We start from the raw sequence: 14535 nt of genomic DNA on the forward strand, positions 1-14535 counted from the left end.
TGGGCAAAGCGAAGCATGCCCACCTTGCGCGCGTTTGCGATGACGGAGCGGACGACCGCGCTATCGCTTGCCGGGATCGGAGATGATCCCGTTGGCCACCAGCCGGTTCCAGATGAACAGCACCACCAGCGCGCCGATCGTGGCGGTGATGAAGCCGGCGCCCTGGTCGGGGCTGTAATGGCCGATGGCCTGGCCAACCCAGGTTGCGAGAAACGCACCGGCGATCCCGAGCACCGTGGTCAGGATGAACCCGCTCGGGTTGTTGGGGCCCGGCGACAGGATCCGCGCGATGATGCCAGCGACAAAGCCGACGATGATGATCCAGAGAATGCCGCTCATGGCGGTCGTCCTTTCCTGAGGCGAGAGATCAGCGTCTGGCAGTCAGATCCGCCTCGAGACTTCTTCGTCGTTCGGCAGCCGTCCGTCCGGCGTCAGATGATTGATCGCATCGGGCAGATACTGGCTCAAGCCGCGCAGCAGGTCGTCGCGCGACAGGCCGCTTTGCGCGGAGATCTGGTCGATCTGGTCGGCGCCCAATGCATTGGCGAGGTCGCCCGGCGCGACCTGCTTGTTCGGGCCGTTGCTGACCCAGGAATCGGCTTGGTCGCGCAGACCGTTGTCCTGGAGTTGCTTGAGGAGATCGCCAAGTCCGCCGCTCAGGATGGTACCTGCGGCGCCGCCCGCAAGCAGTCCGCCAAGGCCACCCTTGAGCAGATCGCTCAAGCCGCCGCCGGCGCCGCCGGGCAAGCCTGCAGTGACGACATTGCCGGGCGGGGGAGCAGGTGTCGGCGACGGGGCCGGAGCCGACTTCGGTGCTTCGCCGGGCTGATTGGTGAAATGCTTGACCGCCTTCCAGGCCAGGAGTGCCAGGATGGCCATGGTCATTGGCGACATGCCGCCCTTGTCGGATTCGGCGCTCGGCGTGCTGGGCCCACGCGGGCCGTTCTGCATGCCGTTGAGTACGTCGAGTAAACCCATCGTTTTCTCCCGCGTATCTGCCCCGCGGCGAAAACATAACGGCGCCCCATGACGGTTACAAGGCATGGCCGCGGGCTGCGCTTCCGCTCGGTAGGCACAAAATACCAACTCTGCTATCGGTTATGGTTGGGAGGTTGAACGTCGGATGAATGCTTTGGATCGACCGATCGGGATCGCCGGCGCCGGCAGCATCGGCTGTTTTGTCGGCGGCATGCTGGCCGCCGCCGGTCGCAAGGTGGCGCTGCTGGCGCGGCCGCGCGTGGTCGATGAGATCAGGAGCAACGGGCTGTGCCTGACCGGCTTTGACGGTTCGGAGCAAAGGCTCTCCGTGAGCGAGATCACGCTGTCGGACGATCCCTCGATTTTTAACGAGGCGGGCGCGGTGCTGGTGACAGTCAAAAGCGCGGATACCGGAGACATGGCCGACATCATCGGCCGCCATGCGCCTGAAGATGCCGTCATCATCAGCCTGCAGAATGGCGTCGGCAATGTCGGCCTGTTGCGCCAGCGCTTGCCGGGACGAAGGGTGCTGGGCGGCATGGTGCCGTTCAACGTGGTCGCGCTGGGCGGGGGGAGGTTTCACCGCTCGACCTCCGGCGCGATCGTCGTCGAACAGGATGCCGCTCGCACGGCGCAAGCATTGTCGGTGCCCGGCCTTGCGATGCGCCCGACCGACAATATCGACGGCGTGCAGTGGGGCAAGCTGATCCTCAATCTCAACAACGCGCTGAATGCGCTGTCCGACATCCCGCTGCGCCGGCAGCTTGCGCAGCGAAGCTGGCGCAAGCTGTTCGCCGACCAGATGGCGGAGGGCCTCGCGGTGATCAGGGCTGACGGCATCGAGCCGGTCTCGCCGACGCCGATTCCGGCCGGCCTGATGCCGCCGCTGTTGCGGCTGCCCGATGCGATCTTCGAGCCGCTGCTCGGGCGCACCATGAAGATAGACCCTGAGGCGCGCTCCTCGATGTGGGAGGATCTCAAGCGCTCACGCCGTACCGAGATCGATTATCTGCAGGGAGTCATCACAGCCATCGCCGACCGGCACGGACTGAAGGCGCCGCTGTCGCGGCGAATCGTCGATCTGGTCAAGCAAGCCGAGGCGGCGGGGAAGGGCTCGCCCCGGCTGACGCCGGAGCAAATCCGCGGCTGATGCGTTGAAAAGATACCGATGTTGCGCGAATTTCAGCGCGGACATGACGAGGAACGATCGATGACACGGATTTTCGCAGCACTGTGGTCGATTGCAGCACTGGCTGCAGCGTCAGTCGCGCCCTCGCATGCCGCGCCGCCGACGGTCGTCCCCTCGCCGGGCTATGATGCGCGATTGCAGGAGAGCGGTGGGGCGGCATCGAGGGCGCCGACCTATTACGAGCCGTTCATGCCGGCACCCAAGCCGGTCGTGCCACGCCGCACCAAGCGGACCTATCATCCGCGCTAGAGCATTTTCGGTTCTGATTGAATCAGAACCGAAGCTCTAGATTCTTGTTTTGACGCGTTTTCTTCACGCGAACCGGTATCCACTTCGCTCGAAAACGCTCTAAGGCGCTGTTCGATCGTGGAGTGAGTCTCTGTAGCCCGGGTGGAGCGAAGCGCAACCCGGGACATTTTCCTTGAGGCGTTCGCAGGCGGCCCCGGGTTACGCTTCGCTTCACCCGGGGCTACGATCCCAACGCGTTCAGCTACGCTGCTTGGCCTTGGTGGACGGTGCCTGCGGCTGCGAATTAAAGATCTTCTTGAACTCGTTCCAGCTCGAGGACAGCCGTGGCCACTCGCAGGAGAACGAGTCCTTCGCGCATTTGGCGGCTCTGATGCGCTCGGCCTGCTTGACCGGGCTTGCCACCGGCACCGGCACCCGCACCGTCTCGGTCCGCAATGTCACTTTCTCGATGCCTGGCTGCGCAGGCGATTGCATCGGCTGTTGTGCCTGCACTTGCGCTTCCGCCTCCTGCTGCTGCTTCAAGGCCAGCGCCGCGGTCATGCTCTCGCGACGCTGCTTTTCCAGATAGCGTGCATATTCCTGGTCGATCTTCTTCTGTTCTTCCGGCGTGGGGTTGGGTCCGGAGATGTCGAATGAACGATCCTGGAGGAAGTCATAATAAGTGTAGCCGCCACCCACTTTGCGGCGACCGGCGAATTTCGCGTTGCAGTCGGCAAGTTGCGACGTCTTTTCTTGCTTCGTCTTCGCCTTCTCGGCGATGTCAGCGCATTCCTCGAAATCCCTCGGGGTGCTGCGCCACCATTGCGCGTCAACGCGCGCCGGCGCGAGCATGGCTGCACCGGCGACGGCAACACTGAGCATCAACAGACGCGAGGCGATCACAGAGGCATTTCCAGCCAGATTCGAAGCAGCGGGAGAGTTGGGCGGATTGTCGGCATTTTCATGGCGCTTGTCACGACGGAACCGCGCGTCCACAAGCTATCGGAGATGCTTGATGCACCGATGACGTCTCGCTTCAACTAAAATTTTCAAGAAATTTCAAGATGAAGGAGCCAGGTCCGACCACATTGGCCGACACGCGATAAGGGTCACCACCGCCAGTCAGGCGTACAGAAAGTTCCCTCAATAAGCAATCGTGTGGGCCGACCTCCCCCAAGGCGCGGGGGAGGTCGGCGAGTTCCATGCACTATTCCATCACGCTTGCAAAGCGCATCCATTTGGCAATCGAATCGATTTCCGTGTTGTCGTTCATCCGCAGCGGGCTCTGTTTCGGGTGGAACCCGCGCGACAGCGCGGAATCGGGATCCGCCAGAAGGACGCCGATGAAGGTCGAAGCGACCAGGAAGCTGCCGACCTCGCCGAGCCGATTGCCGCCGCCATTTTCCGCTTCGGCCAGGATGTAGAACCACAGCGGCGTCCGCTCATGGAACTTGGACTGCGAGTTCTTGAGGAAGTTGCGCAGGTCCGGCTTCGAACCGAAGACGGTCGATATGTCGGCAATCGGGGCCGATTGAACCGCGCCGGTCTGCCTGAGATGGCTATGGAGAGCCTGTCCGGTGGGAAGCCTCAGATTGTAGCCGCGGCGGAGATTGCGGCGTGCGAGGCTCTTGAACAGCGCCTTCAGTTGCGGGTCGGTCTCGTCATTGCCCTCCTTGATCATCTCGTTCAAAGGCGGCGCCAGCGCGGTGTCGATCTTTCGGGCCACACGTGGCGGCGTCAGATTGCCGACAAAGCGCGCCCAATCGATCACCCAGATCTTCGGGAGGCGCTTGCCGGTGTTGATGGCGCCACCGCCACCGGTAAACTCGAATAGATCATTGAGGGTGGCTCTTGGAGCTATCCCGGCTTCGGGCCCAAAGTTCTTGTTGTAGTCGTAGGCGCCGCGGACCATCGAGTGGCCGAAGCGGTAGGCAGCCACGGAGAATTCAAGCGGCAGTGCGTTGCCGAGCCTGGTGTTCTGCCGACGCGAGTCGAACTCGGCCCTGAACTTGAAGAAATGCGACGCCCGGTCCTGAATGACGCGGTTCACCACGGCCGGATCGCAAACGCCCTTCAGGTAGCCTTCGACCGCCAGCCACTGGTAGTGCAGCCGCGTCAGCGTCTGGGCCGATGCGAAATCCGGAATCCAGCCGGTGTCGTGGCTTTCGAGGAAGTCGATGGCCCGGTTGTGAAACCGCAGGAAGCTCAGATGAAACTGCGCGACGACGAGGTTTTCGTCGTTGCGGGTGTCTCCGATCAGCGCACGCTGCGGCAACGTGTCGGAGAACTTGGCGAATTCCGACGGAGGCAGCGACGCCTGGGCAACGCGCAAGGCTGCGTTGCGGACCGCAGGCTGCACCTGCACGTAACGCGGCAGGTCGCGGTGCTCGTCCAGCCCATCCGGGAGGGGAGCCGGATTGATCGACGTTCCAACGCGCATCTTGTTTCGAAGCGTCGGATGGCGCAGGCCCGATATCACGGTCGCGACGTCGGCTGTGATGTCGGGACCCACCGGCGAGCCGCCATAGACGCTGTCGAGATCGAAGCGCGGCGTGCGCGCGTTTCTCAAGCTGCTTTCGACGGTCGAAGACGGCACCGGCGGATGCGCGTTCTCGATCTTGCTGATCGCCGTCTCGCGGTCGGTGCGTGCGGTCAATTCATGGTCGAGGAATTGGCCCCAATAGGTCAGCACCGGCGGCATGGTTGAGTCCGCACCACCAGGTCCGCCTGCCTCGATCATGAGATTGCCGAGCCCGTCGATCTCGTCCACCGTCGTCTGCGATTCAGGCAGGTAATGCTCCGGCGCGTCGAGCGGCGGAACGAAGTAGCCGAAGTCGGCCTGCTCATCGACCGCGATATCAGGCACCGCGGGTGGTGCAGCACGTGCAATGGCGCGTGCAGTGAGGGGGCTTGGACCTTTCTCTTTTTCGCGGCCGCTGTGGGATTGGAACAGGATCGTCATCGCAAATCCTCCAGATGATCCACCCGGGGCGCGATCTTTTTGTCTCGGTTGCCATATTGTCAACGAACAATCTTAGGTCATTATGCCTCAGCGCATTGTGGGGCAGTTCATAGAAATTCGCCAAAAAGTGTTTTCGATCGTTCACGCCGCCGATGCTAGGGACGGCAGCGTTGCGATGAATGGCGGTGCCTCGCAGCACGATCTGCCTATGCGCCGGGATGACTGCTGCAAGCCGGCCAACCGGGTGCGATGTGTTCACGGCAAGGCGGCCTCACTCGGCCTTGTTGCCGTCCGCTTGGCTCTCTTCCTTGACGAAGGCGAGCAGCTTCAATGTCAGGAAGGTGAAGACGGCAATCGTCACGGCCACGTCAAAGCTGCCAAGTCCGACCGAAAGCCCCATCGCCCCAGTCGCCCATAGGCTCGCCGCTGTCGCCGTGCCGTGAACGGAGGTGCCATGCTTGAGGATGGCGCCGCCGCCGATGAAGCCGATGCCGGTGATCAGCCCTTCGATCACTTTGCCCATGCCGTCCGGCGAGCCGCTGAGCAGCGTTTCGCTGGCCTGGACAAAGCCGCAACTGGCCATCGCCACCAGCGGGAAAGTTCGCAGCCCTGCGCTGCGGGCGCTCTGCTCGCGGTCCCAGCCGATCGGCACGGCAAGCACGAAAGCCGTGGCCAGCACCAGGAAATGCGTACCGATCTGCTGCCAGTCCAAGATCCGCCTCGCTGCAAGTCGACGCCCGGCAAAGTCGATATCCGCGGCCAGCCGGCCTTCAACAATGCGGGATGAGGCTTCAATGTTCCAGCTCAGGCGGCCTTCACGGACGCCTGGAATTCAGCCGGCGGCGTTATCCCGCTACACAGTCTGGCGATCAGGCTTTCAGTCTGCTATGAGGTGCCGAAACTCCACATGGGGGTTCGCGGTCCCGTAGCTCAGCCGGATAGAGCGGCGGTTTCCTAAACCGTAGGTCGGAAGTTCGAGTCTTCCCGGGATCGCCAGTCTCAAAATGCAAGAAGCCCAATAAATATAGGCGTTGTTCGCCATGCGCGCGAACCAAAGGCCAAACGCACGCCGCAGTTCATACCTGTTCGTCCAATTGAGTGACCCTGGTGGCGAGCTGATAGCCACCGTTGCGGACAGTCTTGAATATGTGGGTCGCACCGCCGTCCGAAAGCTTGCGTCGCAGGCGGCTGACTAGCACATCGATCGAGCGGTCCAGGACGTCGCCATCGCGCCCCCGTGTCAGATCGAGCAGTTGATCTCGCGAGAGCACGCGGCCGGGGCGATCAAGAAAGGTCAAGAGCAGATCGAACTCGGCGCCGGTTAGTTCGATATTGCCGCCCCGCGGATCGACCACCGACCGGGCAAACGGATCTGCTACGAAGATCGAGAGCGACACGATCACGGCCTTGCTGGCCGTTCACACAAGAGGAAACCGCCAATCGTTCACCATGGAATCGCCGGGGGCGTGGGTTTCACAAGTCTCGATTGATCTTCTTCGAGATCCTCGATGAATGAAGCGGCTTCCTGGGGGAGCGGAGCGAAGTGAAGGCACGTTCGCCGGCGATGAGGCTGATGTCGCAGAAACGACTCCTCTCAGGGCAGCATGATCAATTGGTGAATTGTGGGGCCGGGCAGGAACGGACTGGGATCGCCACGCACCCATGCCTCATGGCCCGCGAGAAAGAACGGGGATAGCGGGTGGCCGCTCTGGCCTCCCGGCATGTGGAAGATACCGGTGTCTTCATGGCCGGGGGCCACGACCATCCGTTCGGAGGCGCCGAACTCGGGTGCCTGTACCAGCGGCATGTTGACATCACCTGGCAAGCCTACTGGAGGCACGGCCAACCATGTACGAAGCCATGGCAGAGAGCGCAGCAATGGATGCGCTATGCGAGACGTGTTCGTGCTGCCCCAGCGCGCATCCTGAAGCTGCGCTCCGCCGTGCGTGGCCTTCGCTATGACCAGATCGATGCGATTGAGCAGAAAGGCTCGCCAGTCGGAAATCTCAGACGGTATCCATGCGTGGCGCTCGGCCAGCGTTTCCATCACGGCCTCCGCGCGTCGGTTCGCGACACGATAGCTGGCCCTCGGATGGACTTGACGAAGTTCGGCATCGAGACCGCCAAACCACGCGTCGTACATGGACTGATAGAAGCTGCGCACCAGTGAATAACCGATCGCGTCCGCGTCAGCGCGGCCGTTCCACTCCGTCACGAGCTGTTTGAGCTTGGCGCGCTGCGGATGGCCGTCCAGCGCAGCGTCATCGAGCGCATCCGTCAGCAGGCGCCGCCAGAAATCGATCCAGAGCGCACGATCGTCACGCTGTATGGACAGGAACGAGCTCTCGTCGAAGCTATCTTTCATGAACAGGTCATCCCGGATTTGGCTCGCGCGCGCCCCGAGGTCGGCGTCCTTGCCTCCGATCTTGTCCTGATCTTTGTCGCTCAATTGGCGGTTGTTCGCGGTCCATAGACGTCCATATGAGGGATCGTACCTTACCGGATACTCGTCTGGCGTGAGATATTCCGACCAGGTGTGATTGTCGGGCCCGGAGATCGGCAGACCGTCGCTTGGCGCCGAATGTCTCGGCAATGGACCGGCAAGAGACCAGCCGATGTGGCCGTCCAGGTCGGCGACGATGAGATTCTGAGTGGGTATACCGCTTGTCCGCCCGATCTTGATCGCCGACGCGACATTGTCGGCATCTTCCATGCGCAGAAGATGCAGGTTGATCGCATTCGGATCGTGAGCTGTCCAGTGAATTGCGTAGTTCTTGTTGCCGATTGCGATGACAGGTCCCCAACGTGTCACGGCAATGGGTAGATCAACCTGGGCTTCTCCTTTCACCTTGATGCTTTCGATCTGGCGCGCCGCCGTCTCGAAGCGGCTGCCACCGGGTTCGCGATATCGGAGGCCATTTACGGTGTTGTCGTCAAGACTGATCAAATCCAGGTAGTGCCCTGAGCTGTTCGTAAATCCCCAGGCCACGCGACCGTTGCTGCCAACGATAACAGCCGGCACGCCGGGCAGGCTCGCGCCAGTGACGCGACGCATCTTTCCGCTGGCGTCAGGATAGATGAGCGACAGACGATACCAGATGTTTGGCAGCCGCAGGCCGAGATGCATATCGTTCGCCAGCAGGGCTGCACGATGGCGAGTGTGCGGGCCGGCGACGGCCCAGCTGTTGCTGCCGGCAATGGGCTTCTCGTCGAGCTGCGATTCCGATCGCGCCAGCGAAAGCGACCAATTTGGCTTGGCCGCGGGCAGAGCGGGCATCAGGACCATCGGGCTGGCCGCCCGGTCCAGCGGCGCGTCCCAATGAGTGACATCGGGCAGCAGGAATCTGAACATGTCGTCGGGCGTGTGATCACGTAGCGCAGCACGTGCCAGCACGGATTCCAATTCATCGTATTGCAGTTCGAAGTACATTGAATACGCAACCAGGACCGAATCCTCCGGTCGCCAGGGGGCAGGCGTCGCCCGCAGCAGCATGTATTCGAAAGGCCTGGCGGAAAGCGCGTTCAACCCGTCATTGACCCCGCGGGTATAGGACTCGATGAGGCGGCGCTCGTCCGGTGAGGCGGCGGTGAGCACGGCGAGGGAGCGCATTCGGAATTGATGCAAGCGCTGGCGGCGATCGAGGTCGAGCGCTGCCGGTCCAAAAAGCTCGGCCAGTTCGCCCGCGGCCGAGCGTCGCAACAGATCCATTTGGAAGAACCGATCCTGAGCGTGCAGGAAACCCGTTGCGTAAGCCAGATCCGCCCGGTCGGAGCCGCTGATCGTGGGTACGCCCAGCGCATCCCGGTCGATCGTGACCTTGGCGGATAGTCCTTTGCCTTGAACGGAGCCATCGAGTATCGGCAAGCTGGCTCTAAGGGCGACCCAACATATCACGACCAGGGCGGCCAGGATCGTTGGAATGGCTGCGATCGACCAGCCAAGCAAAGACCTTCGCTTCACCATTCCTGCCCATAGGATTTGTCTCGCTCAGGGCTATGCCTGCGAACGCCTTTGACGGTCCATACACAACTCCTTGAAGCCACGCCGAATGTCGGCGGTCTGTTGTTACAGCCGAAGTGGCGTACAGGGACGATTTTTATGGCGGCTGCGTTCTGTGCCGCATGCGCCGCTACATTTCCAAGCCGCTTACCCGCGCCCCGTCGAGTGCCGATCGTTGCTCAGACCTGACGTTCCGGCAGGCGCAGCACAAGTCCATCGAGTTCGGGTGTCATCCTGATCTGACAGGATAGGTAGCTGCTCGGCAGGCGGTCGCAAGCGGTGCCGTCGAGCAGGGCATCCTCCTGGTCGCCCATCGCAGGGAGGCGCGCCAGCCAGTCATCGTCGACATAGACATGGCAGGTGGCGCACATGGCGTTGCCGCCGCATTCGGCCAGAATTCCATCCAACCCGTGACGGGTCGCGGCCTGCATGGCGCTCTCGCCGTCGCCGGTCTCGAGGCGATCGCTGCGGCGATTGGGGTGGATGAAGGTGACTGCAGTCATCGTCGCCTCGTCATGCCGGAGTGATCGTAACGGGCAAGCTGTCGAGCCCGCGCAGCGTATTGTTGAAGCGGCGCTTCGGCTCGCCCGTGATCTCGATTTTCGCGACGCGGCGCGCCAAGGCCGACAGCATCACCTCGCCTTCGAGGCGCGCCACGAGCTGGCCGACGCACATATGGATCCCCGAGTCGAAGCCGACATGGCCGCTGGTGCGCCGATTGATGTCGTAGCTGTCGGGCCTGTCCCCAGCGCCGCGGATCGCGATTGGCCGCGCCGAGGAACATCAGGACCTTCTCGCCTTCGCCGACTACAGTGCCCTCGAGCTCGACCTCTCTCGTCGTGGTGCGGAAGAAGGTCTGAACCAGCGGATAGGCCTCCGCAAGATCTTCGATCGCATCGAAGCTGCGCTTTCCAAGAGCGCGTCGACCCTGGCTTCGGCGGCAGCAGTGAAGCTGTCGCGCACTTGTTTCATGACGCCAGGCGACAGCACCCGGCTGAGCACGGCGCGTGTGCGGGTATGTGCGGGCGGATCGGCTTCGAGAATCAGGCTCGGCGGTCGCCAGGGCTTTTCTTTCTTGAAATCGCTCAAGCCCACGCCGCGGCTGGAGCAGAAAGTCATGGGATCGTTCAGCACCGCATGGACTTCGGCGTATCGCGCAACGCCGTAGACGTCCCATCTGTGGAGATGCACGATCGGCCCAACTTCCCGCAGCACCTCATGGGCCGGGAAAGGATCGGCGAAGAACTCGATCGCAAAGGGATCAAGATCCAGATGCGGAACGGTGCTGGCCGTGGCAGATGAGCCGAGTGCGCTCATTCAAATCCTCCCTCATCTTGCTTGCGCTACCGCAGCAGCCGGAATTTCCCACCCTCCACCTTGATGAGAAAGGCGGACCGCTCGTCGTAACCGTTGTGGTCGCTCGGACTCATGGTGGACAGGCCGTTGTTCAGATAGACGTCCTTGCCGCGCTCGAGTTCGTCCCGCAGCGCAGCGCGGAATTCCGGCGTACCCGGCTTCGCGGTCTTCACGGCGTTTACTGCCGCCCGCCTGAACAGCGCGACAGCATCCCACAAATGCGCGGCGAAGATGTTTGGCCTGTGGCCATTGGCCTTTTCGTAGGCAGCGACAAACTCATCCCGCGCCAGCCGGAACGGATCGTTTGCCGGCAGATCCTCTGCGATGGTGAACGCTTCCCCGGTGAACACGGCGCCTTCGACATTGGCGCCACCGAGCTTGATGAATTCTTCCGTCGCGACGCCGTGGGTCTGGAAAATCTTGCCGGCATAGCCTCGTTCGCGGAGGGCTTGCTGGGGCAACACGGCCGGCGTGCCCGCGGATGCGATGAACACCGCCTCCGGAATGGTCGCCATCACCTTCAAGGCCTGGCCCGTCACGCTGGTGTCGGCGCGCGCGTAAACTTCATGCGTCGTCACCGTCAGGCCCAGCGTCGGCGCGAGCCGGCTGACTTCCTTGTAATAGCCCTCGCCATATCCGTCCGAAACCCCGATATAGCCGAGCGTCTTGATCCCCGACTTCGCGATATGTTTGAGAATGGCCGCCGCCATCAGGTCGTCGTTCGGCACCACCTTGAACGCCCATTTGCGGCGGTCGTCCATCGGCTGGACGATGGCGGTCGCGGCTGCCAGCGAGATGATCGGGGTTTTCGATTCCATGGCGATGTCGAGCATCGGCATCGTCACCGGCGTCAGCGACGATCCGATCAGGATATCGACGCCGTCCTGGATCACCAGGCGCCGCGCGTTCTGGACGCCCTTTGTGGTATCAGATTCATCGTCGAGCGGGATGTAGACGATTTTTTCGCCGCCGATCTCCTTCGGCAGCGCCGCGACGGTTCGCATCTGTGGTTGCCCGAGCGCCGAGCCTGGTCCGGATGCGGAGACAACGATCCCAACCTTGATGTCCGCCTTCGCATCCGCGGCGCAGAGAACCGCGGTCACGACGATCCAAAGCCCGGTAAGGCCCAGCCTCATTTGTAGTCCCTCCCGCACGAATTCTCTTTTTCAATGTGCGCGGATACGCCGAGGACGTCCGGAGCCGCCCGCGCTTGCAATTATCGCCTGCGTCGCGGGCGTGCGTCTGTCCCCGTGATTGGGGACACATGCCGCCCCAGAAGGATGGCGAGACACTGCGCGAGACCGCTTCAAAGCTGCGGATGTTGCTGATAGGCTTAAAGAAAAATTCGGAGGAGATGATGGGGTCGGCAGCCGTGGAACCAGGAGATTCGACGAGTGTCCTTGCGCCGATGGTGCTTGCCATCGGCCGAACGTCGTTCTCGCGCGTCCTGATGGATACGGTTCGCACCGTGGCCGATGTCGGCCATTGCATGGTGTTTGCTTTCGAGACGGAGCGAATGGCGCGTTGTGCGCTGGGAATCGGTAACATCGGCATAGGGCCCGACCTCGGCGTCGCGTATTCCGAGCACTTCCATCTGGCCGACCCGAACCGGGAGACGATGTTGCACGAGCGATCAGCGCCGCGCCCGATCGTGCTGCCGAGCTTCTCCCGCCGCATGTACAGCGACAGTTACCGGAAGATGTTTTTCGAGGATGCGGAGATCGTCGACAAGATCGCCGCCGCGATCTGGGTCGACAGCGCCTGCTATTACGTGAACTTCTACAGGACCGCCGATCAGGGCCGGTTTGGTCGCAACGAAGCTGCGCGTCTCTGCAACATGGCGCCGGCGATCACCGCGATCGTGGCGCGTCACTGCCAGGAGGAGGTTGTCGCGGAGGCGCCGACCAAGCTTCAGGCGCTGTTCGCAACGCGCGAGCCGTTCCTCAAGCTCACCGGCCGAGAGAAGGAGGTCTGCCTGCGGATCCTGTCGGGCTATGGGTCCGAGGCGATCGCTGCCGATCTCGGGATCAGCCTGCACTCGACCTTCACCTACCGCAAGCGAGCCTATGAGAAGCTCGGCATCTCCTCGCAAAACGAACTGTTCGCCATCGCATTGCGTCTGATGGCGCTGCCCCGCGGCGCGCATTAGCCGAGGCCGCCCTCGCACTCTTGTCCCCAACCAGCGGGACAGACGGCTGCCAGCCCTCGGGGTACTCCTAAGGAATACCCGGAGGGCCAAACCGTGAGCACTGCGCCTCGTATCGATATCGACGTCGCGGCATTCTGGAGCGATCCTTATCCGATGCTTGCGAAGCTCCGCCGCGACGCTCCCATCGCGTTCGTGCCGCAACTCGGCAGCACGCTGCTATGCAGCCGCGACGACATTTTCATCTCCGAAAAGCAGATCGACGTCTTCTCATCGCACCAGCCCGCAGGCCTGATGAACAGGCTGATGGGCCACAACATGATGCGCAAGGACGGAGAGGCTCATTTGTCGGAGCGGAAGGCGATCTTTCCTGCCGTGTCTCCGAAGACCGTCAAATCTCATTGGACGGCGCAATTCCAGGCCCATGCCGACCGCATCATTGCCGCGCTTGAGCCAAAGGGCGCCTGCGATTTCGTGCGCGACTTCGCGCTGCCGTTTTCGGCGGAGTGCTTGAAATCGATCACCGGCCTGACCAACATGCGCTTTCAGGACATGAACGCCTGGTCGCAGGGCATGATCGACGGCATCGCCAATTACATTGGAGACCCCGCCGTCGAGGCCCGCTGTCACGCCGCGACGTCGGGCATCGATGCGGCCATCGACGACATGCTGCCGGTCCTCAGCAAGAAGCCCGATCAAAGCCTGCTCGGCGTGATGCTCGCGTCCGGCATGCCGATGGACAGCGTGCGCGCCAACATCAAGCTGTCGATCAGCGGCGGTCAAAACGAACCGCGCGATGCGATCGCCGGCGCCGCCTGGGCACTGCTGACGCATCCCGATCAATTGAGACTGGTCCTGGATGGCAAGATTCCGTGGATGCAGGTGTTCGAGGAATATGCCCGCTGGATCTCGCCGATCGGCATGTCGCCACGCCGCATCGCCAAGCCGTGGACGATCCGTGACGTTGCCTTTGAGCCCGAAGACCGGGTCTTCCTGATGTTCGGCTCCGCCAATCGCGACGAAAAGCATTTCGAGCGCGCTGATGAGTTCGACCTTGGCCGCGATACCAGCAAGAGCATCGCGTTCGGCGCCGGTCCGCATTTCTGCGCCGGCGCCTGGGCCTCGCGCGCCATGATCGCCGATGTCGCGCTCCCCACCGTCTTTGCCAGGCTGAAGAACCTCCGCCTCGTCGAGGATGAGCCGGTGCGGATCGGCGGCTGGGCGTTTCGCGGGCTGCTCAATTTACCCCTGGGGTGGGGTTAGGATCCCCAAGAGATTCGCGTTAGCCGGTTACCTTCAAACAACAGCACGTCCAGGTTTTCCCGGCTGCGGCCGGCTGTCGCGGCGCGCGGCGGGCCGACGTGATCGTGCGAATTTGAAACGCGGCTTCTGGCAAACCGCACCCAAAATCCGGTAACGGTTGCTGCAGTGCGAGGCGACCGGTTCGCAATTGAAGTCCGGCATCGCGCGGAGTAACTTAACGAAAGCGAACCTGGGTTAGGGAGCGCGCCGCGATGACGGAAAATCCTGAGAAGGAAAATCCCAAGCGAAAAATTCCTCGGCGTGATCTGCTTCGCCTCACCATCGCGGGTAGCGGCGCAGTCGCTGTCGGTGCATTGCTGCCGAGGCCTACACCCGCGCAATCGGTCGATATGAAGGACAAGCGCAGGGCACGC

At 62.4% G+C, this 14535-nt stretch carries 13 protein-coding genes, 1 tRNA gene and 2 pseudogenes; 5 read left to right on the forward strand and 11 right to left on the reverse strand.

Annotated elements, in window-relative coordinates; translation table 11 throughout:
* Positions 1-60: 60 nt before the first annotated feature.
* Positions 61-339 carry a GlsB/YeaQ/YmgE family stress response membrane protein gene (locus tag I6F35_RS20475; RefSeq protein WP_225119471.1) on the reverse strand — a complete coding sequence of 93 codons (279 nt, stop codon included), beginning with the start codon at positions 337-339 and terminating at the stop codon, positions 61-63.
* 42 nt (positions 340-381) lie between these two features.
* A complete protein-coding gene (locus I6F35_RS20480; protein ID WP_225119472.1) occupies positions 382-978 on the reverse strand; it encodes a YidB family protein in 597 nt (198 codons plus the stop codon).
* Between the two features lie 145 nt (positions 979-1123).
* On the opposite strand from I6F35_RS20480, the gene I6F35_RS20485 reads away from it, so the two are divergent.
* A complete protein-coding gene (locus I6F35_RS20485) occupies positions 1124-2128 on the forward strand; it encodes a 2-dehydropantoate 2-reductase (RefSeq protein ID WP_225119473.1) in 1005 nt (334 codons plus the stop codon).
* Between the two features lie 60 nt (positions 2129-2188).
* Positions 2189-2416, forward strand: a complete 228-nt coding sequence (locus I6F35_RS20490; protein ID WP_225119474.1) for a hypothetical protein — start codon at positions 2189-2191, stop codon at positions 2414-2416.
* A 237-nt stretch (positions 2417-2653) separates the two neighbouring features.
* On the opposite strand, the gene I6F35_RS20495 is transcribed toward I6F35_RS20490, so the two are convergent.
* The 4 genes from I6F35_RS20495 to I6F35_RS20510 all read right to left on the reverse strand — a co-directional run bounded on the left by I6F35_RS20495 (position 2654) and on the right by I6F35_RS20510 (position 6069).
* Positions 2654-3247, reverse strand: a complete 594-nt coding sequence (locus I6F35_RS20495) for a hypothetical protein (RefSeq protein WP_225119571.1) — start codon at positions 3245-3247, stop codon at positions 2654-2656.
* Between the two features lie 184 nt (positions 3248-3431).
* Positions 3432-3599 (reverse strand): hypothetical protein, encoded by a 168-nt coding sequence (locus I6F35_RS20500; RefSeq protein ID WP_225119475.1) that lies wholly within the window; start codon positions 3597-3599, stop codon positions 3432-3434.
* Between the two features lie 3 nt (positions 3600-3602).
* A complete protein-coding gene (locus I6F35_RS20505) occupies positions 3603-5357 on the reverse strand; it encodes a heme peroxidase family protein (protein WP_225119476.1) in 1755 nt (584 codons plus the stop codon).
* Between the two features lie 271 nt (positions 5358-5628).
* Positions 5629-6069, reverse strand: a complete 441-nt coding sequence (locus tag I6F35_RS20510) for an MgtC/SapB family protein (protein WP_225119477.1) — start codon at positions 6067-6069, stop codon at positions 5629-5631.
* Positions 6070-6276: 207 nt separating this feature from the next.
* Here I6F35_RS20510 and I6F35_RS20515 point away from each other — a divergent pair.
* A tRNA-Arg gene (locus tag I6F35_RS20515) sits at positions 6277-6353 on the forward strand.
* A gap of 80 nt (positions 6354-6433) precedes the next feature.
* Here the strand turns inward: I6F35_RS20515 and I6F35_RS20520 are convergent.
* The 5 genes and pseudogenes from I6F35_RS20520 to I6F35_RS20540 all read right to left on the reverse strand — a co-directional run.
* A pseudogene (locus I6F35_RS20520) lies at positions 6434-6688 on the reverse strand (winged helix-turn-helix domain-containing protein); the annotation flags it as partial.
* Positions 6689-6951: 263 nt separating this feature from the next.
* Positions 6952-9222, reverse strand: a complete 2271-nt coding sequence (locus tag I6F35_RS20525; protein WP_225119478.1) for a penicillin acylase family protein — start codon at positions 9220-9222, stop codon at positions 6952-6954.
* A gap of 314 nt (positions 9223-9536) precedes the next feature.
* Positions 9537-9860 carry a 2Fe-2S iron-sulfur cluster-binding protein gene (locus I6F35_RS20530; protein WP_225119479.1) on the reverse strand — a complete coding sequence of 108 codons (324 nt, stop codon included), beginning with the start codon at positions 9858-9860 and terminating at the stop codon, positions 9537-9539.
* A 10-nt stretch (positions 9861-9870) separates the two neighbouring features.
* A pseudogene (locus I6F35_RS20535) lies at positions 9871-10674 on the reverse strand (cytochrome P450).
* Positions 10675-10700: 26 nt separating this feature from the next.
* On the reverse strand, positions 10701-11849 hold the full coding sequence (locus I6F35_RS20540; protein ID WP_225119480.1) for an ABC transporter substrate-binding protein: 1149 nt from the start codon (positions 11847-11849) through the stop codon (positions 10701-10703).
* A 221-nt stretch (positions 11850-12070) separates the two neighbouring features.
* On the opposite strand from I6F35_RS20540, the gene I6F35_RS20545 reads away from it, so the two are divergent.
* Positions 12071-12862: a LuxR C-terminal-related transcriptional regulator gene (locus I6F35_RS20545; RefSeq protein WP_225119481.1), complete on the forward strand. Its 792-nt coding sequence runs from the start codon at positions 12071-12073 to the stop codon at positions 12860-12862.
* Positions 12863-12955: 93 nt separating this feature from the next.
* The gene (locus I6F35_RS20550) at positions 12956-14122 is read left to right on the forward strand and encodes a cytochrome P450 (protein WP_225119482.1); all 1167 of its coding nucleotides are present in this window, start codon (positions 12956-12958) and stop codon (positions 14120-14122) included.
* Positions 14123-14535: the final 413 nt, after the last annotated feature.

The sequence above is a fragment of the Bradyrhizobium sp. BRP22 genome, assembly GCF_020194175.1.
GTDB lineage: Bacteria > Pseudomonadota > Alphaproteobacteria > Rhizobiales > Xanthobacteraceae > Bradyrhizobium.